General features: G+C 63.1%; 19 protein-coding genes. 6 read left to right on the forward strand and 13 right to left on the reverse strand.

Features of this window, described 5'->3' with window-relative positions:
* The 3 genes from GGQ88_RS07600 to GGQ88_RS07610 form a co-directional block, all read right to left on the reverse strand.
* Complete coding sequence (locus GGQ88_RS07600; protein ID WP_183612556.1) at positions 1-675, reverse strand: ABC transporter ATP-binding protein; 675 nt, start codon at positions 673-675, stop codon at positions 1-3.
* Positions 668-1909, reverse strand: coding sequence for a lipoprotein-releasing ABC transporter permease subunit (locus GGQ88_RS07605; RefSeq protein WP_183612557.1), 1242 nt, complete (start codon positions 1907-1909; stop codon positions 668-670). The genes GGQ88_RS07600 and GGQ88_RS07605 overlap by 8 nt, the downstream gene beginning before the upstream one ends.
* Positions 1910-2062: 153 nt before the next feature.
* A complete protein-coding gene (locus GGQ88_RS07610) occupies positions 2063-2251 on the reverse strand; it encodes a hypothetical protein (protein ID WP_183612558.1) in 189 nt (62 codons plus the stop codon).
* Between the two features lie 50 nt (positions 2252-2301).
* Here GGQ88_RS07610 and purF point away from each other — a divergent pair, with 50 nt between their 5' ends.
* The 3 genes from purF to GGQ88_RS07625 all read left to right on the forward strand — a co-directional run bounded on the left by purF (position 2302) and on the right by GGQ88_RS07625 (position 4979).
* A complete protein-coding gene (gene purF, locus GGQ88_RS07615) occupies positions 2302-3798 on the forward strand; it encodes an amidophosphoribosyltransferase (protein WP_183612559.1) in 1497 nt (498 codons plus the stop codon).
* Positions 3799-4515, forward strand: coding sequence for an SDR family NAD(P)-dependent oxidoreductase (locus GGQ88_RS07620; RefSeq protein ID WP_183612560.1), 717 nt, complete (start codon positions 3799-3801; stop codon positions 4513-4515).
* A gap of 86 nt (positions 4516-4601) precedes the next feature.
* The gene (locus GGQ88_RS07625) at positions 4602-4979 is read left to right on the forward strand and encodes a PilZ domain-containing protein (protein ID WP_183612561.1); all 378 of its coding nucleotides are present in this window, start codon (positions 4602-4604) and stop codon (positions 4977-4979) included.
* 6 nt (positions 4980-4985) lie between these two features.
* Here the strand turns inward: GGQ88_RS07625 and GGQ88_RS07630 are convergent, their stop codons facing one another.
* Both GGQ88_RS07630 and GGQ88_RS07635 read right to left on the reverse strand, forming a co-directional pair.
* Positions 4986-6254: an SAM-dependent methyltransferase gene (locus GGQ88_RS07630; RefSeq protein WP_183612562.1), complete on the reverse strand. Its 1269-nt coding sequence runs from the start codon at positions 6252-6254 to the stop codon at positions 4986-4988.
* 38 nt (positions 6255-6292) lie between these two features.
* Positions 6293-7669: a cryptochrome/photolyase family protein gene (locus GGQ88_RS07635; RefSeq protein WP_425490423.1), complete on the reverse strand. Its 1377-nt coding sequence runs from the start codon at positions 7667-7669 to the stop codon at positions 6293-6295.
* 219 nt (positions 7670-7888) lie between these two features.
* Here GGQ88_RS07635 and GGQ88_RS07640 point away from each other — a divergent pair, with 219 nt between their 5' ends.
* Positions 7889-8482, forward strand: a complete 594-nt coding sequence (locus GGQ88_RS07640; protein WP_246385640.1) for a phosphatase PAP2 family protein — start codon at positions 7889-7891, stop codon at positions 8480-8482.
* Here the strand turns inward: GGQ88_RS07640 and GGQ88_RS07645 are convergent.
* The 3 genes from GGQ88_RS07645 to GGQ88_RS07655 are packed head-to-tail and all read right to left on the reverse strand — an operon-like array spanning position 8479 to position 12441.
* Complete coding sequence (locus GGQ88_RS07645) at positions 8479-9420, reverse strand: metal-dependent hydrolase (protein ID WP_343057151.1); 942 nt, start codon at positions 9418-9420, stop codon at positions 8479-8481. The two genes, GGQ88_RS07640 and GGQ88_RS07645, sit on opposite strands and share 4 nt — an antisense overlap.
* Before the next feature lie 22 nt (positions 9421-9442).
* On the reverse strand, positions 9443-10495 hold the full coding sequence (locus GGQ88_RS07650) for a 2-oxoacid:ferredoxin oxidoreductase subunit beta (protein WP_183612565.1): 1053 nt from the start codon (positions 10493-10495) through the stop codon (positions 9443-9445).
* Positions 10492-12441 carry a 2-oxoacid:acceptor oxidoreductase subunit alpha gene (locus tag GGQ88_RS07655; protein WP_183612566.1) on the reverse strand — a complete coding sequence of 650 codons (1950 nt, stop codon included), beginning with the start codon at positions 12439-12441 and terminating at the stop codon, positions 10492-10494. The genes GGQ88_RS07650 and GGQ88_RS07655 overlap by 4 nt, the downstream gene beginning before the upstream one ends.
* Positions 12442-12676: 235 nt before the next feature.
* Between GGQ88_RS07655 and GGQ88_RS07660 the strand changes: the two genes are divergently transcribed.
* Complete coding sequence (locus GGQ88_RS07660; RefSeq protein WP_183612567.1) at positions 12677-13630, forward strand: alpha/beta hydrolase; 954 nt, start codon at positions 12677-12679, stop codon at positions 13628-13630.
* Positions 13627-14112 (forward strand): RNA pyrophosphohydrolase, encoded by a 486-nt coding sequence (locus GGQ88_RS07665; protein WP_183612568.1) that lies wholly within the window; start codon positions 13627-13629, stop codon positions 14110-14112. Before GGQ88_RS07660 ends, GGQ88_RS07665 begins: the two co-directional genes overlap by 4 nt.
* Before the next feature lie 58 nt (positions 14113-14170).
* Here the strand turns inward: GGQ88_RS07665 and GGQ88_RS07670 are convergent, their stop codons facing one another.
* From GGQ88_RS07670 to GGQ88_RS07690, 5 genes are all read right to left on the reverse strand, one after another.
* A complete protein-coding gene (locus tag GGQ88_RS07670; RefSeq protein WP_246385642.1) occupies positions 14171-14677 on the reverse strand; it encodes a hypothetical protein in 507 nt (168 codons plus the stop codon).
* A 54-nt stretch (positions 14678-14731) separates the two neighbouring features.
* Positions 14732-15919, reverse strand: a complete 1188-nt coding sequence (locus GGQ88_RS07675; RefSeq protein ID WP_183612570.1) for an RsmB/NOP family class I SAM-dependent RNA methyltransferase — start codon at positions 15917-15919, stop codon at positions 14732-14734.
* Positions 15920-16009: 90 nt separating this feature from the next.
* Positions 16010-17467: an IMP dehydrogenase gene (gene guaB / locus GGQ88_RS07680; protein ID WP_183612571.1), complete on the reverse strand. Its 1458-nt coding sequence runs from the start codon at positions 17465-17467 to the stop codon at positions 16010-16012.
* A gap of 82 nt (positions 17468-17549) precedes the next feature.
* Positions 17550-19079, reverse strand: coding sequence for a M28 family metallopeptidase (locus tag GGQ88_RS07685; RefSeq protein ID WP_183612572.1), 1530 nt, complete (start codon positions 19077-19079; stop codon positions 17550-17552).
* A 103-nt stretch (positions 19080-19182) separates the two neighbouring features.
* The gene (locus tag GGQ88_RS07690) at positions 19183-19968 is read right to left on the reverse strand and encodes a 3-hydroxybutyrate dehydrogenase (protein WP_183612573.1); all 786 of its coding nucleotides are present in this window, start codon (positions 19966-19968) and stop codon (positions 19183-19185) included.
* Positions 19969-19987: the final 19 nt, after the last annotated feature.

Consider the following 19987-nt stretch of genomic DNA (forward strand, 5'->3'; position numbering starts at 1 on the left):
TTAAACCAGGACACCTTCGTGCAGGCGGACCACACGATCCATGCGCAGCGCAAGGCGTTCGTTATGCGTCGCGATCAGCGCAGAACTGCCCTCGCCCCGAACGAGCTTGAGGAACTCCTCCAGCACCCTGTCGGCGGTCGCCTCGTCGAGATTGCCGGTGGGCTCATCCGCCAGTACCAGTTCCGGCCTATTGGCGAGCGCGCGGGCAACTGCGACGCGCTGCTGTTCGCCGCCTGAGAGCTGGCTAGGCCGGTGATCGAGTCGAGCAGCAAGGCCGAGCGCTGTCAAAAGTTCGCTCGCCCGCGCTTCGGCCGCCTTGCGGTCCGTGCCCGCGACCAGCTGCGGGAGCACCACATTCTCGAGTGCGTTGAAATCGGGAAGCAAGTGGTGGAACTGGTAGACAAACCCGAGATGATCGCGGCGCAGCGCCGTGCGGTCGTCGCCCGAGAGCTTCGTCGCCTCGGTCCCGGCGATCTCGATCACACCGGTGAAGCCACCCTCCAGCAGCCCGATGGCCTGTAGCATCGTCGACTTGCCTGACCCCGATGGCCCAAGCAGCGCGACGATCTCGCCCGGCCGGATTTCAAGGTTTACCCCGCGCAGGACGTCGATGGTGACCCCGCCCTGGCTGAATGAGCGGCGCAGATCGCGCAGGCTGACGACTGGATCACTCATAACGCAGTACCTGAACCGGATCGGTGCTCGCCGCTTTCATCGCCGGGTAAAGCGTGGCGAGGAAGCTGAACAGCAGCGCCATGATGCTGATCGTGAAGATTTCCACCGGGTCCGAACGGCTCGGCAGCTCGGTGAGGAAGCGGATCGACGGATCCCACAAGTTCTGCCCAGTAACGAACTGGATCGCGTTGACGATAGGCTGGCGGAAGAACAGGAAGACGAAGCCGAGGCCCAGCCCCGACAGCGTGCCGAGAGCCCCGATAACGAAGCCGATCGTCACGAACACCTTGAGCAGCGACCGCCGTGTGGCGCCCATCGTGCGCAGGATCGCGATGTCTCGCGTCTTGGCGCGGACCAGCATGATCAACGACGACAGAATGTTGAACACCGCGACCAGCACGATGATCGACAGCACGATGAACATCGCGACGCGTTCCACCGCCAGCGCCTCGAACAGGCTGGCGTTGATCGTCTTCCAGTCGGTCACGACCGCTTGCCCCGCAAGCTCCTGCTTCAATGGCCCGAGCGTCTGCATAACCTTGTCGGCGTCGTTGGTCGTCACCTCGATCATGCCGATCGTGTCGCCCGTCAGAAGCAGCGTCTGGGCATCCTGGATCGGCATGACGACATAGGCCTGATCGTAGTCGTACACGCCGACCTCGAATAGCGCCGAGACGGTATAGGCGATCTGGCGCGGCACGGTGCCGAACGGGGTCGAGCGACCCTGCGGGTTGATAATCGTGATCGAATCCCCCACCCGCGCGCCAAGGTTTTCAGCAAGCCGGGCACCGAGAGCAACGTTGTTCGAACCCGGACGCAAAGCCGATATCACGCCGTCGACACGCTTGCTCTCGAGCCGCTTGATATCCTCTGCAGTGTTGCCACGCACAAGGATAGCTTCGACCCGGCCGTTGAAGCTGGCCAATAGCGGCTGTTCGATCAAGGGCGAGGCATGCGTGACGTTCGGCGTATTCTGGACGCGTTTGAGGATGTCCTGCCAGTTATCCAGTCGTCCGCCATAAGCCTGGATGATCGCATGGCCGTTCAGCCCGACAATTTTGTCGAGCAGTTCGGCACGAAAACCGTTCATCACGCTCATCACGATCACCAGTGCGGCGACGCCAAGCATCACCGCGACCAGACTGATGCCGGCAACGAGCGCGATGAACGCCTCGCCCCGCCCTGGCAGCATGTAGCGCTTGGCGATGGTCCATTCGAACGGTGACAGGATCAAGCAGCAGCCCTTTTAAAGCGTTCGGCCAGCGCGGCTGTCCCGCCTGTACGGCGATGCGTGCAAAACGGCAATGCCCCGCATAGTCCGGCCAATCGCGGTCGCAACTTCAGCAACCGAAGATCGAAACGACGCAAACTCGCGTGTGAGGTCAGATCAGCGAAGAACGACGCCCATCAGATAAGACAGTGTGCCAGCCAATGCCAAAAGCATGACAGCGGCAAGAATGGTCACTTGAGCAATTTTCACGATCAGAATCCGATGGACGCGGGGAAACGGCAAGTACGCGCTCCCGAACAAAAGGTTCCAAAGGTTGCCCTTGCCATTGGCGACAAACGTCGCCATTTGGGCGCCACGTTTCCCGGCGCTTGCGCCCACGCGAGTCCTACGGACCCATGATTTCACAGAACGAAGATTTCGACCACGCACCCTGGGATGTTGGCGGCGGAAGCGACGACGACAAGCTGCATGAAGAGTGCGGCATATTCGGCGTACTGGGTGTTCGTGACGCGGCTGCGACAGCGGCTCTTGGCCTTCACGCATTGCAGCATCGCGGTCAGGAAGCAGTCGGCATCACCAGCTTCGACGGGCAGGAGTTCTATTCGCGCAAGGGCATCGGCCATGTCGCGGCGAACTTCTCCAACATTTCCGCGATCGCCGAACTGCCAGGCACGATGGCTGCGGGGCATGTGCGTTATTCGACGACCGGCGGCGCTGGACTGCGCAACGTTCAGCCGCTGTTTGCCGACCTCGCATCCGGTGGGTTTGCGATTGCGCACAACGGCAATATCTCGAACGCGATGTTCCTGAAGCGCGACCTCGTCCGCAAGGGCGCGATCTTCCAGTCGACCTCCGACACCGAGGTGATCATTCACCTCGTTGCCACCAGCCGCTACCCCACGCTGCTTGACCGCTTCGTAGATGCGCTGCGTCTGGTCGAAGGCGCCTACTCGCTGATCTGCATGACGCCGCTCGGCATGATCGCCTGCCGCGACCCGCTCGGCATCCGTCCTCTGGTCATGGGCAAGATGGGCGACGCGATTGTGTTCGCCTCCGAAACCGTCGCGCTCGACGTGGTCGGAGCAGACTTCGTCCGCGAGATCGAGCCGGGCGAACTGGTGCAGGTCGATCTCGACGGCAATCTCAGCAGCCATCACCCGTTCGGCAAAACCGATGCGCGTCCCTGCATCTTCGAGCATGTCTATTTCAGCCGCCCGGATTCGCTGATGGGCGGTCGCTCGGTCTATCAGGTGCGCAAGGAAATCGGCGCACAGCTGGCGATCGAGAGCCCGGCCGATGCCGACCTCGTAATTCCGGTGCCCGACAGCGGAGTCCCCGCAGCGCTCGGCTATGCGCAGGCTTCGGGCATTCCGTTCGAGTTGGGCATCATCCGCTCGCACTATGTCGGGCGCACGTTCATCCAGCCATCGGATGGCGCACGCAATGCAGACGTGAAGCGCAAGCACAACGCCAACCGCGCACTTGTAGCGGGCAAGCGGATCGTGCTGATCGACGACTCGATCGTGCGCGGCACCACCTCGATGAAGATCGTGCAGATGATGCGCGATGCCGGGGCCAGCGAAGTCCACTTCCGCGTCGCCAGCCCGCCAACCGAACATTCGTGCTTCTACGGTGTCGACACACCCGAACGGTCGAAGCTGCTTGCCGCACGCATGGATGTGAAGGCGATGGCGGAATTTATCCACGCCGACAGCCTCGCCTTCGTATCGATCGACGGGCTTTACCGCGCAGTCGGCGAAGCGCAGCGCAATAGCGCCCGCCCACAGTACTGCGACGCGTGCTTTAGCGGCGAATACCCAACACGGCTGACCGATCTTGCCGACCGTGAAAACCCGGACCAGCTGTCGTTCCCTGTCGACAAGGTCGCCTGAATGACTGACGGGCCGTATTCCGGCCAGCTGGCGCTGGTTACGGGTGCCAGCCGGGGCATCGGCGCAGCCACTGCCAAGGCGATGGCCGCAGCAGGCGCGCATGTCGTTCTGGTCGCGCGCAACGGCAAGGATCTCGAGAAGGTCGAGCAGGAAATCCACGATTCCGGCGGTTCAGCCACGATTGCGCCGGTTGATCTTTCAGAAGCCGACGGCATCGCCCGCCTTGCAACGGCGATCTCGGGCCGCTGGGATACGCTTGACATCCTCGTGATCAACGCAGCCGTTCTGCCCACGCTGACGCCGGTCTGGCAGATCGATCCGCGTGAGTTCAACACTGCGCTGACGCTGAATGTCTTGGCCACACAGGCGCTGCTTGCCGGGTTCGACGGCATGCTGCGGAAGAGCAAGAATGCACGCGTTGTCGGGGTGACAAGCAGTGTCGGTGCCTCCCCGCGTCCTTACTGGGCCGCCTACGGCGCATCCAAGGCGGCGTTTGACGTGCTGCTCGACTGTTATGGACAGGAGGTGCGTAACACTTCTTCAATCCGTGTTGCCGTACTCGATCCCGGTGCTACCCGCACAAAGATGCGGGCCAGAGCCTATCCCGGAGAGAGCCCGGAAAGCGTCAAGCCACCCGAGGTCGTCGCGGACCGGATCGTTGCACTTTGTGGTGAACAATTCGGCTCCCCGCACCGTGAACGGGTTAACCAAGCCTGAGAAGTCGGAATTAAGGTTCTTGGCCGATTCTTTGCGTTCCCTGACGATCTTTGTCGCCGGGGGCAAAGGGTCGGGGTCTTTCGGCGATGAAGACGACAAATGGCGACTATGGCGATACCAGTGACTGGAACACCATAACCTATGGCCATGCGGCTCTTGAGGATCGCTGCGCACCACGCTTGCGCGTCAACATCCCCGCTACGCTGCGCCCATCGGGCGGTCGCGGATTCCAGACGGTAGTCGTTGATCTTTCACTTGGCGGCTTCTGCGCGAACTCATTACAGAAAATGTATGTCGGGAACCGCTGCTGGCTGACGCTGCCCGGCATGGAAGCAAAGCAGGCCGACGTGATCTGGTGGGAAAGCGGCCGCGTCGGTTGCGCCTTTGCCAACCTGCTCAGCCCGATCATGCACGATAACATTCTGGCGCGCTATCGCGGAGATGGCGTGTTCAGGCGCGTATGATGGCGCTCAATTCTTGACGAGCGTCACTTGGGCGACATCGATCCCGCCGCCACGGAAGCCGCCTTCACAATACATCAGATAATAGCGCCATAGATCGACGAAGCGCGGGTCGAACCCGGGTGGAAGATTTCCCTCGGCGACGGCGCGATTCAGAGCCTCGCGCCAAAGCCCAAGCGTGCGGGCGTAGTCGAGCCCGAAGTTTTGCTGATCCTCCCAGCTCAAACCGCGCTCTGCTGCCAGCTTCCGGAATTCACGCTCGCTGATCAGCAAGCCCCCCGGAAAAACGTAGGCCTGAATGAAGTCCGCACTGGCGGCATATGCCTCGAAAAGTTCGTCGCGGATCGCGATGTACTGCAGGGCTGCGCGCCCACCGGGCTTGAGGCACCGCGCGAGGCAGTCAAAGTAGGATGGCCAGTACTCGCGTCCGACCGCTTCGACCATCTCGACGCTGGCGATGGCATCGAACTGACCCTGAACGTCGCGATAGTCCTGGTGGCGATAGTCGACACCAATGGGACCCGAGTCCTCCGCTTCACGTTTTGCCCAAGCGAGTTGTTCGTCCGAAAGACTGATGGCAGTGACCTTCGCGCCATGAGTCTGGGCAAGGCGGCGTGCCAGAAAGCCCCAGCCACAACCGATCTCGAGCACCGTGCTTCCGGGCCGCAATTCCAGACGGGCTGCCAACCGGTCGACCTTGTTGGCCTGCGCCTCTGTCCGCGACGCATCTGCTGCGATGCCATCCCATAGCGCGCTCGAATAGCTCATCGTCTGGTCAAGCCACAGACGGTAGAAATCGTTGCCAAGATCGTAGTGCGCCGCGATGTTTCGCCGCGCCTGCGCTTTGGAATTGCGACGCGCAAGGTTCAGCAACCGCCCTGCCCAGCGCCAAGGCCCCTTCGCACGTCCGGTATCACCCAGTGTGTCCGCGTTGCGCATGAATAGGTCGAAGATCGGGACCGGGTCGGGGCTTTCCCACTCGCCGGCAACCCATGCCTCGTACCAGCCGATCGACCCGGCGGTTGCGAGCCGGACCAGCGCGTTCCAGCTGTTGAGTTGTATTATGGCAACCGGACCATCGCTGCGTCCGCCGAGTTTTCGGTGCGATCCATCGGGCAAGGTCGCGATGATCGAGCCCTGCGCCAGCCCACTGTCGATACGCTCGATCGCACGCGTGAACGAGCCGGAAAACAGCCGCCCGAGCCAACGACCGGCAGCCGATAGATTCCGCCCACCGGAGATAAGGTGCTCCCCGCGTGCGGGTGTCTGCGCGTTCATGGAGCGGCATATGCGGCGACGGGCCGCTTCGCGCAAGGTCAGCCGTGCTTCATCCGGTCGTGTGCTGCAAGCGCCCTTGCCCGCGCGGCGGCATGGTCGACAATCTTGGCCGGATAGCCGGTTGGAGGCACTGCGGGATCGTGGATGTCACGATCGGACAGATGCGCCAGTTCGGGAACCCAGCGCCGGATGTAGTCGGCAGCATCGAACTTGGGCGACTGGGTCAGCGGCGCCATGATCCGCACGAACATGTTCGAATCGACCCCGGTTCCCGCCGTCCACTGCCAGTTGACCGCGTTCGAGCCGTAGTCGGCATCGACCAGCGTATCCCAGAACCAGCGCTCGCCTTCGCGCCAGTCGATCAGGAGGTGTTTTACAAGAAAACTGGCAGCGATCATGCGGACGCGGTTGTGCATCCAGCCGGTGTGCCACAGCTCGCGCATTCCGGCGTCGACGATCGGATAGCCGGTGCGGCCCTGTTGCCAGGCAAGCAGGGAAACCCGGTCGGTTTGCCAGTTGAGACTGTCATAGGCCTCGCGGGCGTTGCGTGAACCGTACTCTGGGAACTGGATGATGACGGTCTGGGCGTAGTCGCGCCAGCCGAGTTCACCAAGGAACACCTCGACCGACCCTCCCGCATCGGCGACACTTTGCCACACGGTCGCTGGTGACATCTCACCGAAATGCAGGTGCGGCGAAAGTCGCGAAGTGCAATCATCAGAGGGAAGATTGCGAAAGTTCGCGTAGCCGCCCGCGCGCCCGGCGAAATCCTGCAGTCGTTCGCATGCACCGACTTCACCCGGCGTCCACTCTTCACGAAATCCGCTCGCCCAGTCGGGCGTGGCCGGGATCAGCCCCCAATCCTCGAGGTTGTCGCTTCGCGGCCAGACCTCGGGCGCCTCGAGCGACGTTGGCTCGGGCGTGGGCGGAGCCGGTGGCATACGCTCGCGCAGGGCGTTCCAGAACGGCGTGTAGATCTTGTAAGGCGACCCGCTGCCGGTCAGGATCGACCCTGGCGGCGCGAGGTAATTGCCATCGTGTAGATGCAGCCGGAATGTCTTGGCAACTGCGCTCTCGGCATTGCGCCACCATGGCTCGTAATGATGCAGTGCATGGACAGTCCGCGCGCCTGTTTCCCGACGGATCGCGGCCAGTTCCTCGTGGCACTTGCCCCGCCTCAGGATCAGGCGCGAGCCAATCCCGCGCAGTTGCCGGTCAAGACAGGCAAGGCTGTGGTGCAACCACCAGCGGGAGGCTGCGCCCATCCTGAAATTTCGCGGCGTTTCGTCATCGAGGACGTAGACCGGAATGACCGGGCCCTCTTGCGCAGCGGCCAGAAGTGCCGCCTGATCAGCCAGCCGTAGGTCCCGCCGCAACCAGACGATCGAGGGGGCAGTACCGGCACGTGAGGTCACTATGCGAATTCCTGTCTTGTCTAGCCCCATCCTTGGGGAACATCACCCCATGACAACCCGTTCCCCCATCGCATGATAAACTCCGCCACAGATAACCACCTGTCCCAAAGGACGCATGGCTGGCGAATTTCGCCGGGCCACGCGCTGATAGCTGCAGGAATCTGCTGGCTGGGGTTTGCTCTGGTCACGCTAGCAGTCTGGTCTGGCCGCACCGAGGCAATGGATAGCGCCGGACTGCTGCGCTGGCGCTATGGCGAAGGTCTTGTACCGGTCGGTCCGCCATGGCTGCTTGAGGCTGTCCGCGACCTGACGTCGCTCGGCGGCGTGCTGCTGCGCAATCTGATAGCGCTAGGTGCTGTTATCGCGCTGTTGTTTGCGCGGCTACGGCGCGAGGCCGTTTTGCTCACGGCGACGATTGCCGGGGGGTGGATACTCAACACTTTGGTCAAGCTGGCGGTTGGACGGCCTCGTCCCTTGATCGTCCCGCATCTGACCGAAGCGGGCGGCGAGAGTTTTCCCAGCGGCCACAGCTTCAACTCTGCGGTTGTCTACATCGCCATAGCCTTGGCGTTCGCCGCAATGAGCCCGCGTCGCGGCGTGCGCTGGACTTTGATCGGCGTAGCCGTCGCATTGAGCATGGCGGTGGCCTTCACCCGCGTGTGGCTGGGCGTCCACTTCCCCAGCGACGTCGCTGCGGGTTGGCTGGGCGGCGCTGGCTGGGCGTTTCTGGCGACCGCCATCCTCCATCGCCCCGCCAAGGCAGTGGCTGCCGGAGCCGACGAGACGCTCGAGAAGATGACTCCCGCCGCCTAGCAGACCGTCAGGTGCGCCTCGGTGGTGAAGCTGCCCGCCACAGCGGGATCGGAGTAGCGCGCGTCGCCGATGGTTACGGTAGCCTCGCACCCCTTGCGCACGACGCGGGCCATGGGCATCTGGGCCCACGCAAGGAAATCGCGAACATTGGCGTTGTCGTTCCTTGCACGTTGGACGAGTGGATCGTTCATGTTGTCAGGCGTCGCATGGCCATATCGAACAAGACGGGTCAGGCTCACCAGCGGATCGAAGCGGCCGCGCGTAATGGCCTCGTCCTGCCGCCAGAAAACGTCGCGCCGCCAGAAGGCGATCGCCTCGGGCGAAGCGAATATGCGATCCGGCGCCGCATAGGGCGCGTCGTTTGAAGGTGCTGCCCATGCCAGTGCCGAAATGCCAACGTTGCTGATGATGAACACCACGCAAGCTGCGAGCGCGACAATCGCCGCAGTCCCGCTGCGCCGCCGTCGCGAACGCCAGATCCCGACGCCAAGCATCGCCAGTAGCCAGGGCGAAATGATGAACAGGCCGTCGCTATGAAACCACCGCTCGCTTAGCGGTGACATCAGCTGCACCGCGTAAACGTTCTGAAGATCGAGCAGGGGGTGCGTGATTGCGCCGAGATAGGCGAGTGTGAGAAGCCAGCCGACATGCATTGGCGGCGCGTCTGCCACTATGCGGCCACGCTGACCCTGCCAGCGGTCGAGCGCCCACAACAGCAGCGCCAGCACGGGCGGGAGCAACAGCACGCCGCCGACCAGCCCATGCGTGAAGCCACGATGCATGGCGAGTGGAGCCCATGGTGCCCAGCCAAAGAACACATCGATGTCGGGCAGGTTGGCCGCCAGAATGCAGGCAGCCAAACCCTTGCGCGTGCGATGCTTGAGCCCCGTTTCCGCCAGCGCCCAACCGGTCAGGCTGTGGGTTATATTATCCAGCAGCCGTCCCCGGCAAAAGCTTCGATCAGACCGGGTCGGCTGCGGTGCCGCTCACCGTCCAGGTCTGGCCCTTGGCGAGCAACTTGGCGAGGTTGGCGTCCTTGCCCTCACGCGACTTCGCGTCCTGCCCGAGCAGCGTATCCTCGTAGGTCGGACGCGGGTCATCGTAGATCACGCCCAGCGCCATCGGAAATGGTCCGAACGGCATTTCGACCAGCATGTGCGCAATCGCCCGGTTCTTGGCATTGTGGACGATCACGCCCGCAGCCTGCCAATCGCCATCGGCAACGTCGACGACCTTGAGGCTCAATGTCTCGATGTCGAGCGCAATGCCCTTGATCCCGCCCGATTTCTCGCTGCCGAACAGCATCGGCTGACCGTCTTCAACCCACAACTGGTTCTGGTCGGCCACACCCTTGGCAACGAAATCGTCGAAGCGGTCCTTGTTGTAGACGATGCAGTTCTGGAAGATTTCCACGAACGACGCACCGCGATGGCGATGCGCCGCTTTCAGCACGCCACCCAAGTTCTTCGACACGTCATAGGCCCGCGCAATGAACCGGGCGCCCGAGCCGAGGGCAAAGGCGCATGGGCTGGCGGGACGATCGACCGATCCCAGCGGTGACGTCGGACTGTTCGTGCCTTCGCGGCTCGTCGGCGAGAACTGGCCCTTGGTCAGGCCGTAGATCTCGTTGTTGAACAGCAGAATCTGCACGTTCACGTTGCGGCGCAGAATGTGCATGGTGTGATTGCCACCGATCGACATGCCGTCACCGTCGCCGGTCACCAGCCATACGTCGAGGTCCGGATTGGCCAGCTTGATCCCGGTCGCAAACGCGGGCGCGCGGCCGTGGATCGTGTGGAAGCCGTAGCTCTCGATGTAGTACGGGAAGCGGCTGGAGCAGCCGATACCGCTGACGAAGACAGTGTTGGCCGGGTCTGCACCCAGTTCGGGCAGAGTACGCTGCACGGCCTTGAGGATGGCGTAGTCGCCGCAACCCGGGCACCAGCGTACTTCCTGGTCGGTTTCCCAGTCCTTGAGCGTGGTCTGCACCGCGATCTTGGTCATTTCGTTCATGGGTTCACACTCTTGATGCTGGGCAGCTGGGTCTTGTCGGCATCTACCTCGCCACCGGCATGACCGCCGAGCGCGTCGTCGATAGCGGCCTCGATTTCCGCGATGGTGAACGGCTGGCCACTGGTCTTGTTGAGCGGCTTGGCGTCGATCAAATACTGGTCGCGAAGTACCGTCTTGAACTGCCCGGTGTTCATTTCGGGCACGAGTACCTTGTCGTAGCCCTTGAGCAATTCGCCAAGGTTGGTCGGCAGCGGCCAGACATGACGGACGTGAATCTGCGAGACATCCTGACCCTTGCGGCGGGCACGACGCACCGCCTGATGGATCGGGCCGTAGGTGCTGCCCCAGCCGACGACCGCAAGCTTGCCGGACGTTTCACCGAGGATAACGTCCTGCGGAGGGATGTTGGCGGCGATACCATCGACCTTGTCGCGACGCGCGTCAGTCATCGTCTGGTGGCTGGCGGGGCTGTAATCGATGTTGCCGGTGCCGGGATTCTTCTCGATCCCGCCGATACGGTGCATCAGGCCGGGCGTGCCGGGCTTGATCCACGGGCGTGCGCCCTTTTCGTCACGCGCGAAGGGCAGCAACTCGCCGTCCGGTCCGTTCTTTTCCGCCAGGAATTTCGCCGGGAACGGCGTGAAGCTGGCAGGATCCGGCACCTTCCATGGCTCGGCCGCGTTGGCGATGTAGCCGTCGGTCAGGATCATCACCGGGGTCATGTACTGAACAGCGATACGGCAAGCCTCGATCGCGACTTCGAAGCAATCGGCAGCCGAGCGCGAGGCGATGACCGGCATCGGGGCATCGCCGTTGCGGCCATAGACCGCCTGATAGAGATCGGACTGCTCGGTCTTGGTCGGAAGACCCGTGGACGGACCGCCGCGCTGCGAGTTGATGATGACCAGCGGCAGCTCGGTCATGATCGCGAGGCCCATCGCCTCGCCCTTAAGTGCAATGCCAGGGCCGGACGAGGACGTGACGCCCAGCTGCCCTGCATAGGACGCGCCGATGGCAGACGCGATTGCGGCGATCTCGTCCTCGGCCTGGAACGTGGTCACGCCGAATTCCTTGAGGCGCGCCAGATTGTGCAGGATCGCCGAGGCAGGCGTAATCGGATAACCACCGAAGAACATCGGCAGTTCAGCCAGCTGCGCACCCGCCACTAGGCCAAGGCTGATCGCCTCCGCGCCAGTTACCGTGCGATACAAGCCCGGTTCGCTCTCGGCCGGGGCGATATGATACTGCTTGAGCGGACCCGACAGCTCTGCGGTTTCGCCATAGGCGTGGCCCGCATTGAGCGCTGCGATATTGGCCTCTGCCAGCACCGGCATCTTCTTGAACTTGGCGTTGAGCCAATCGATCAGCGGCTGACGGTCACGGTCGAACATCCACAGCGCAAGGCCGAGCGTCCACATGTTCTTGCAGCGCAGCGCTTCCTTGTTGCCAAGGCCGAACGGCTTGACCGCCTGCAGCGTCATTGCCGAAATATCGAACGCCAGCAGCTGCCATTTTTCCAGACTGCCATCCTCGAGCGGATTGACGTCGTACTTGGCTTTCTCAAGGTTACGCTTGTTGAATTCGCCGCTGTCCGCGATGATCAACCCGCCCGCTTTCAACGCGCCGACATTGGTCTTGAGCGCAGCCGGGTTCATCGCCACGAGCACGTCGGGCTGGTCGCCTGCCGTGTCGATCGCAGTCGATCCGAAGTTGATCTGGAACGCCGAAACGCCGAACAGCGTGCCCTGCGGCGCGCGGATTTCAGCGGGGAAGTCAGGGAACGTGGCAAGGTCGTTGCCCGCAAGTGCGGTCGAAAGCGTGAATTGACCGCCCGTCAACTGCATGCCGTCGCCCGAGTCACCGGCAAAGCGTACGACCACTGCTTCGGGGGTCAGCTCGTCCTTGCCGCCCGTCAGCGCGTCCGGTCCATCAACTACTGTAGCCATATCGTCCTCTGCTGCGTGGCCGGGTTTATGCCCTGTGCCCCATGAGCGCGTATCAATGAAACTGCGCCTATGCCCGTCCCGATCCATTCGCAAAGAAGAAAAACTCTTGTGCGGCAAAATCAGCTCGTAATGTTGAATCCGTCCGTGCGGGCTAGTCAAGTTGCAATCGCGGACTTACCCCGATGTAGACAGCGATTCCCGCTCAAGGGGGTCCGATATGGGACAGTGACCTGCCATGACCGACCAGACGACGCATTTCGTTCGCCCCGATGTGGCCGCCTTCCTCGCATTCCTAAATGGCACTCAGGCGCCACCGATGAGCCAGATGGGCGTCGACATGGCCCGCGCCAGCTTTTTCGCCATGGGTGCCCTTGCCGAACAGCCGCCGCGCGATCTGGCCGTGATCCGTGACCTGACGTGCCCCGGGCCGGCAGGCGACATCCCGCTGCGCCTCTACGATGCGCGCGAGGCCCGCGAGCCGGGACCCGTGGTGACGTTCTGCCATGGCGGTGGCTTTGTAATCGGCGATCTCGAGAGCCACCATAGCCTCTGCACCGAAATCGCGGCAGAGCTGGACTTGCCCGTGATCGCGGTCGATTATCGCCTTGCCCCCGAACACCCCTTCCCCGCCGCTCCCGACGATTGCGAGGCAGCGGCACGGTGGATCGCCACAAACCCGGAAGAGCTGGGACGCAAAGTTACGGGTCTGATTCCGATGGGCGATTCTGCGGGCGGAAACCTGGCGATCGTGATCACGCAGGCGTTGGTCGAGCGTCCGGCAGACGTGCCCGTGATCTTACAGGTCCCGATCTACCCCCTCAGCGACGAAAAGCCGGACCATCCGTCCTTCGTCAATTTTGCGGAAGGCTACCTGCTGACGATGGATTCGATGCAATGGTTCGGCGAATCCTACAAGGCCGAGAGCGGGAACCGCCGCGCCTATCCGATCCACGGCGAGCACTCGACCACGCCGCCGACGGTGCTAGTGACGGCAGGCCTCGATCCGATTCGCGATAGCGGACGTGTCTATGGTGCCGAACTGATCCGCGCAGGGGCCGAAGTCGTTTTCCTCGAGATGAAGGGAACGATCCACGGCTTCACGCAGTTGCGCAAGGCACTGCCAAGCGCAGAGGCCGATATGCAGTCCATCTTCGCGGCGGTTCGGCTGCTGCTGGAAAGGTCAAAATGAGCGATACATCTGCCGGACTTCCTTACCGACCTTGCGTCGGCGTCATGCTGGTCAATTCCGAAGGCCGCGTGTTCGTCGGCAAGCGGATCGATAACAAGGAAGGCGATGCCTGGCAGATGCCGCAGGGCGGGATCGACGACGGCGAGGAGTTGCACCCCGCCGCCTTGCGCGAACTGGCCGAAGAAACCGGGGTTTCACCCCATCTGATCACGATCATCGCCGAGAGCCGCGAGGAACTGTTCTACGACCTTCCCGACGAGCTGAAAGGCAAGTTATGGGGCGGGAAGTATCGCGGGCAACGCCAGAAATGGCTGCTGCTGCGCTTCGGCGGTCAGGACAGCGATATTCGCCTGGACGCACATGAACCGGCGGAATTCTGCGAATGGCGCTGGGTCGAGCCCGAGACGCTGCCGGACTTCATCGTCCCCTTCAAGAAGCGCGTCTACCGTCAGGTACTGGAAGAGTTTCGCGACCTGATTTGAGCGTTCACGGCTGCGCGCCCCCGCGAAGGCGGGGGCCTCAGGCCTTGTTACACAACGCCTAGTTGCTCTCAACCTTGGGCTCAGGCTTCACCGCTTCGGCGGATACCACACGCGGCGCAGGGCCTCGCGCGATCGCGGCGGCCAGGTCGGTCGTTTCCGCGCATCCCTTGCCGCACAGCCCTTCGAGCCGCGCGAGATTGCGGCGCGCCTTCTCAAGCGCCCCCTTCTCGACCATGGCCCCGCCCTCGCCCGAAATCGCGACGACGTTGTTGGGATCGCGCTCGAGCGCCTCGCGGTAGTAGTGGATCGCCTTACCCTGCAGACCTTCGTGGCGCGCTGCATCGGCCAGCGCAATCAACGGCGCAGGGCTAGCAGGATTTATCGCCAGCGCGGCTTCAAAGCTGTCGGTGGCGGCGCCGGAATCCCCTCGCGACAAGGCGGCGCGGCCGTCCTTGATCAGCGCTTCCACCCTTGGCTCGAGCGGAGCTGCGTTCTTGGCGGAGCCCATGCTTCCGGTGACGCCGACGATCAGGGACAAGGCAAGTGCAACGGGAGCGTAACGCATCAAGAACTCCTTGAGCCGGCGACCATCGCTGAATGAACCGGCGTGCATGACCGGTCAGTTAACACGGCGCACGATTGTTGCGAAGAAAAACCCGTCCGTACCATCGCGAAAGGGCGTAAGTCGCCAGCCTTGGCCTCGCGGCGCGCCAGCGGGCAGCGTCGGCAACGTCACGTCCCAACCCGCGTTGCCGGCCAGAAACGCGTCGATGCGGTCGGTGCCCTCGGCATCGAGCAGCGAACATACCACGTAAGTCAGCCGCCCGCCGGGCCGCACCAGCGCAGCGCCGATATCGAGCACCCGCGCCTGCATGGCGTGATACCGTTCGAGCACCTTGTCATCGAGCCGCCAGCGCGCCTCTGGATTGCGCCGCCAGGTGCCTGTCCCCGAACAAGGGGCGTCGATCATCACGGCGTCTGCTTTCCCCGCCCAGTCAGAGAGCGCCTCAAGCTCGCGCCCCGGATTGAGCAACCGCGTCTCGGACAGCGCTCCGGCGCGCGCCGCTCGGTCCGGCAGGCGCGACAGGCGCGCCCGGTCGATGTCACAGGCAAGCAACTTACCCTTGTTCTGCAGCGCCGCGCCCAGCGCCAGGGTCTTGCCGCCGGCCCCTGCACACAGGTCCACCACAGCCTCGCCCGGCTGCACGCCGAGCGCAAGGCAGGCCAACTGGCTGCCGGTATCCTGGATCTCGAAGAGGCCATCGGCAAATTGCGGCCAGCTTTCGGCTGCCGTTCCCGACGGAAAGCGCAACGCGTTTGGAGCTACGGTCACTTGCGCTTCAACGGGAAGGCTTGCGCGCAAATCATCGCGCGTCGTCTTCAGCGTGTTTGTACGCAGGTCCAGAGGAGCACGGCCAAGCAGCGCTGCCTGCTCGTCCGCCCCGAGGCCCGAACCAGCCAACCGTTCTTCAAGCCAGCATGGCGCTATCCCGCCTGCGGAGACCGGCTCTCCCGACACGATCGCCATAGGGCCGTAGTTCGAACCATCGAACAGGCTTGCCAGCGCCGCGTCATCCTGTGCCAGACGCAGCATCGCCGCGCGGCCATTGCCCGGCACATCGCCGCACACCCGGATCGCGTTCCACGCAAGATCGCGGATAGCCCGGCGATCCTTCGATCCGACGAAGCGCCGCGTCCTGAACCAGTCGGCAGCAATCCGGTCTGCCGAAGCGCCCTGCGTCCGCGCGGCGGCAATCACCGCATCGAGGATATCGATCGCCGCCTGTACGCGCGCCGAGGGCGTCATTGGTTTGGTGCCTTATGCTTCGACAAGCTCAGCATGAGCGGAGGTTGGAATGCATACACCGGTTCCGCTCATCCTGAGCCTGTCGAAGGATCATCCGACCTTGTAGTTCGGGGCTTCGCGCGTGATCGTCACGTCGTGGACGTGGCTCTCACGAAGGCCTGCACCGGTGATGCGCACGAACTTGGCCCGCTTGCGCAGTTCCTCGATGCTGGCGCTGCCGGTGTAGCCCATAGCCGCCTTGATCCCGCCGACGAGCTGATGAACGACGTCCTTCGCCGGGCCCTTGTAAGGCACTTGGCCTTCGATCCCTTCAGGCACCAGCTTCATCTGATCCTTGATGTCCTGCTGGAAATAACGATCCGCGCTTCCCCGCGCCATCGCCCCGACCGAACCCATGCCGCGATACGACTTGTAGGCGCGGCCCTGGTAGAGGAACGTCTCGCCCGGCGCTTCTTCGGTGCCTGCCAGCATCGATCCGATCATCACCGAACTCGCCCCGGCAGCAAGCGCCTTGGCCGCATCGCCCGAGGTGCGCAAGCCACCATCGGCGATCACCGGAACGCCTGACTTCTCGGCTTCCTTGGCGCATTCCATGACCGCGGTCAGCTGCGGCACGCCGACGCCCGCGACGATGCGCGTGGTGCAGATCGAGCCGGGACCGATCCCGACCTTGACGCCATCGGCACCGGCATCGATCAGCGCGCGCGTGGCTTCGCCGGTCGCTACGTTTCCGGCAATGACCTGCACCGAATTCGAGATCTTCTTGGCCGCCTCGACCGCACGCGCAACGTCACGGTTGTGACCGTGTGCGGTGTCGATGATGATCACGTCGCATTCCGCGTCGATCAGCGCGCGGGTGCGTTCGAGACCCTTTTCGCCCACGGTCGTCGCCGCAGCCACGCGCAGGCGTCCGGCCTCATCCTTGGTTGCGTTGGGGAACGTGACTGCCTTTTCGATGTCCTTCACCGTGATCAGGCCGATGCAACGGAAGGCATCATCAACCACCAGCAGCTTCTCGATCCGGCGCTGGTGCAGCAGGCGGCGCGCTTCGTCGCCGGTCGTGCCAAGCGGAACCGTCGCCAGGTTTTCGTGAGTCATCAGCTCGCGTACCGGCTGCAGCGGGTTGTCGGCAAAGCGGACATCGCGGTTGGTGAGGATCCCGACCAGCTTGCCCGAGGCCTCGACGACCGGGATGCCACTGATCTTGTTGGCGCGCATGATCGCGTTGGCCTCGCCCAGCGTCGCGCCTGGCGTGATCGTGATCGGGTTCACCACCATGCCGCTTTCAAACCGCTTCACCGCCCGCACCGCCGCGCACTGCTCTTCGATCGACAGGTTACGGTGGAGCACGCCGATGCCGCCCAATTGGGCCATGACGATCGCCATGTCGGCCTCGGTAACGGTGTCCATGGCCGATGATACGACCGGAACATTCAGACCGATCGTCTTGGTCAGCCAAGTGCGCGTATCGGCTTGCGAAGGCACGATGTCCGACTCGGCAGGACGCAACAGCACGTCGTCGAATGTAAGGCCGAGAGGGATATCCATGATGGCTGCCACTTCCAAGTGTGCGGGGAGATTCGTGGCGGCCCATGTAAACAGGAAGGTGCAGTTCGGCTAGTGGGTTCCGCTACCTGGTCGGACGGCGCTTGGGGTCGGGCGTGGGGTAGCGTTTCTGATCGGCAAAGGCGCGCACGAGTTCGACTTGCAAAACAACGTCATCGGCCATTCCAGCGTAGTTGATTGCGCTGTTGGGCTGGTCTCCCGGCCGGTGGTAGGTGTCCTCCATGAAACGCTCGAGGCGGGCCATGTCGCCGTAACTATTGCTGACCATCACGGCGGGAACATCGTGCTGCCTGAGCACCCAGCTATCCTGCCGCTTGATATAGTCATTGGCCCCGTCGCCGGGGGCCAGCTTGCGCCTCATGCGCCGAACAACCTCTGCGATTAGCGGATCGAGGGGAGTCATACCCTTGCCGACGATGCCGACAGGTCCCCCCGGAGCCACAAGCCCGGTACTGTCGACGTTGAAAGCCGCGACGATCCTATCCAGCGGTATGGGCGGGTCCTCGGCAAATGCCGTTGCGCCTAGCAAACCCAGTTCCTCGCCAGTGGTCGCAAGAAAATAGACGTCGCGCTCCATCGGACGGCCGCGACTGAGCAAACGCGCAGCTTCGGTAATGACCGCCAGGCCGCTCGCGTTGTCGATCGCGCCGTTGCAGATCAGGTCTTCGGCAGGCGGCGCAGCGCACTCGCCGAAGTGGTCCCAATGGGCCATGACCAGCACCGCCCCTGCGGCCGGGTTCCGACCCGGCAGGCGTCCGATCAAGTTGTGCGTCCGGATCCGCGTCTCGCGACTGGTCGCCTCGAGACTGGCGGTCACGCTCAACAAGTACGGAACGAACGATGGCGATGCGGCATCGGCGCGTAGTCTGGCCGTGTCCCGGTGGGCCGTCCCTGCAAGGATCAGGTCGACTGCCCGCGGCGTCAGGAATGCTTCGATTTCGCTGCCCAGTTTCTCGCCCGCTACGGCATATCCTGCGCGCCGCCTGCGCGCGATGACGTCATCTATCCCGCGTGCATCGTCGAGCACGGTGACCACCGCCGACGCACCAGCATTAAGCAGGCGGCCTGCGCGGTCAGTAGTGCCCTTCCCGTCGGCCCCTGCAGGCTCACTGTCGAGCATGACCGCGATACGTCCCGCCAATTCGGCGCGCGGGATCGCGGCGGCTGTCGCATGCCCTACAAACAACAGCGGAGCATCCTGAACAAGGCTGCGCAATCCGGACGTGACTACGAACACGGCATCATCGGGCACAGCGATCCGCTTGCGTCCGCGCATGAAGCTCGATCGCGAAACGACCGGCTCACGTTCGACCAGTTCGACCGGCGCAAACCAGCCATTGGCCGGGTTGTTCGTGCCTGCCTCAAGACCGATGTCGAACCACTGCCGCGCTAGATAGCGCAAGGTCTTGGTTTCGCCCTCGGTGCCCGGTTCTCGGCCATCGAAATCGTCGCTGGCCAGCGTTTCGACGTGGGATTTCAGTGTTGCCTCAAGCGCAGTCGGCTTGCGTGCAGGAGCCGTTGCGGACACGAGCAGAGTGGCGCTGAAAGCTAGCGCCCCGACCCATACACCGCGCAAGCCCACTGAACGCCTCATCGCTGCCCTCAAACGCCTCATCGCAGCGCTTAGCTGACAAAACCAGCTAGCAAGCGCAAGTTCCCTTTTTGGACGCGCCGAGCCAGATAAAGTTGGGCGTTCGCTATTCAGCGACCCAACCGCCATCCATGTTGTAGTTGGCGCCAGTGATATTGCGCGCTTCGTGGCGACACAGGAACAACGCGAGAGCCGCCACATCATCGGGTTGGACAAACTGCTTGGTAGGCTGGCGAACCAGCATGACGTCGTTGATCACCTGCTCGCGCGTCATCCCGCGCGCCTTCATCGTATCGGGGATCTGGTTCTCCACCAGCGGCGTCCACACGTAACCCGGGCTGATGCAGTTGGCGGTCACGCCATCGGTGGCAAGCTCCAGCGCCAATGTCTTTGCCAGGCCTGCCAGACCGTGCTTGGCCGCGACGTAGGCCGCCTTGAACGGCGAAGCCGTCAGCGAATGCGCCGATGCGGTGAAGATGATCCGGCCCCAGCCCTTTGCTTTCATTCCCGGGATTGCAAGGCGGCAAGCGTCGAAGGCGGACGTCAGGTTGAGCGCGATGATTGCATCCCACTTGTCCACGGGAAACGCCTCGACCGGCGCGACATGCTGCATTCCCGCGTTGGCGATCAGAATATCGACCGCGCCGAACTCTGCCAACGCAGTGGCCATCATCGCCTCGGTGCCTTCGCGCTTGGTCAAGTCGCCTGGCGCAAAAATCGCGCGTCCACCGCTAGTTGCCGCCAGTTCATCACACAACCGCGCAAGTTCTGACTCTTCGCCAAAGCCGTTGAGCACGATATCGGCACCCTCTGCCGCGAGCGCTTTCGCATAGGCGAGGCCGATACCGGAAGTGGAGCCGGTTACGAGCGCACTCTTGCCCTTCAGGAACATTCAATTACTCCGGGGTTTC

The sequence above is a fragment of the Novosphingobium hassiacum genome (assembly GCF_014196055.1).
GTDB classification, from domain to species: Bacteria; Pseudomonadota; Alphaproteobacteria; order Sphingomonadales; family Sphingomonadaceae; genus Novosphingobium; species Novosphingobium hassiacum.

Coding starts and splice junctions, on each gene's coding strand:
- GGQ88_RS07600 (WP_183612556.1), bottom strand. CDS start 675: ATGAGTGATCCAGTCGTCAGCCTGCGCGATCTGCGCCGCTCATTCAGC.
- GGQ88_RS07610 (WP_183612558.1), bottom strand. CDS start 2,251: ATGGCGACGTTTGTCGCCAATGGCAAGGGCAACCTTTGGAACCTTTTG.
- purF (WP_183612559.1), top strand. CDS start 2,302: ATGATTTCACAGAACGAAGATTTCGACCACGCACCCTGGGATGTTGGC.
- GGQ88_RS07620 (WP_183612560.1), top strand. CDS start 3,799: ATGACTGACGGGCCGTATTCCGGCCAGCTGGCGCTGGTTACGGGTGCC.
- GGQ88_RS07625 (WP_183612561.1), top strand. CDS start 4,602: ATGAAGACGACAAATGGCGACTATGGCGATACCAGTGACTGGAACACC.
- GGQ88_RS07630 (WP_183612562.1), bottom strand. CDS start 6,254: ATGAACGCGCAGACACCCGCACGCGGGGAGCACCTTATCTCCGGTGGG.
- GGQ88_RS07640 (WP_246385640.1), top strand. CDS start 7,889: ATGGATAGCGCCGGACTGCTGCGCTGGCGCTATGGCGAAGGTCTTGTA.
- GGQ88_RS07650 (WP_183612565.1), bottom strand. CDS start 10,495: ATGAACGAAATGACCAAGATCGCGGTGCAGACCACGCTCAAGGACTGG.
- GGQ88_RS07655 (WP_183612566.1), bottom strand. CDS start 12,441: ATGGCTACAGTAGTTGATGGACCGGACGCGCTGACGGGCGGCAAGGAC.
- GGQ88_RS07660 (WP_183612567.1), top strand. CDS start 12,677: ATGACCGACCAGACGACGCATTTCGTTCGCCCCGATGTGGCCGCCTTC.
- GGQ88_RS07665 (WP_183612568.1), top strand. CDS start 13,627: ATGAGCGATACATCTGCCGGACTTCCTTACCGACCTTGCGTCGGCGTC.
- GGQ88_RS07670 (WP_246385642.1), bottom strand. CDS start 14,677: ATGCGTTACGCTCCCGTTGCACTTGCCTTGTCCCTGATCGTCGGCGTC.
- GGQ88_RS07675 (WP_183612570.1), bottom strand. CDS start 15,919: ATGACGCCCTCGGCGCGCGTACAGGCGGCGATCGATATCCTCGATGCG.
- guaB (WP_183612571.1), bottom strand. CDS start 17,467: ATGGATATCCCTCTCGGCCTTACATTCGACGACGTGCTGTTGCGTCCT.
- GGQ88_RS07685 (WP_183612572.1), bottom strand. CDS start 19,079: ATGAGGCGTTCAGTGGGCTTGCGCGGTGTATGGGTCGGGGCGCTAGCT.
- GGQ88_RS07690 (WP_183612573.1), bottom strand. CDS start 19,968: ATGTTCCTGAAGGGCAAGAGTGCGCTCGTAACCGGCTCCACTTCCGGT.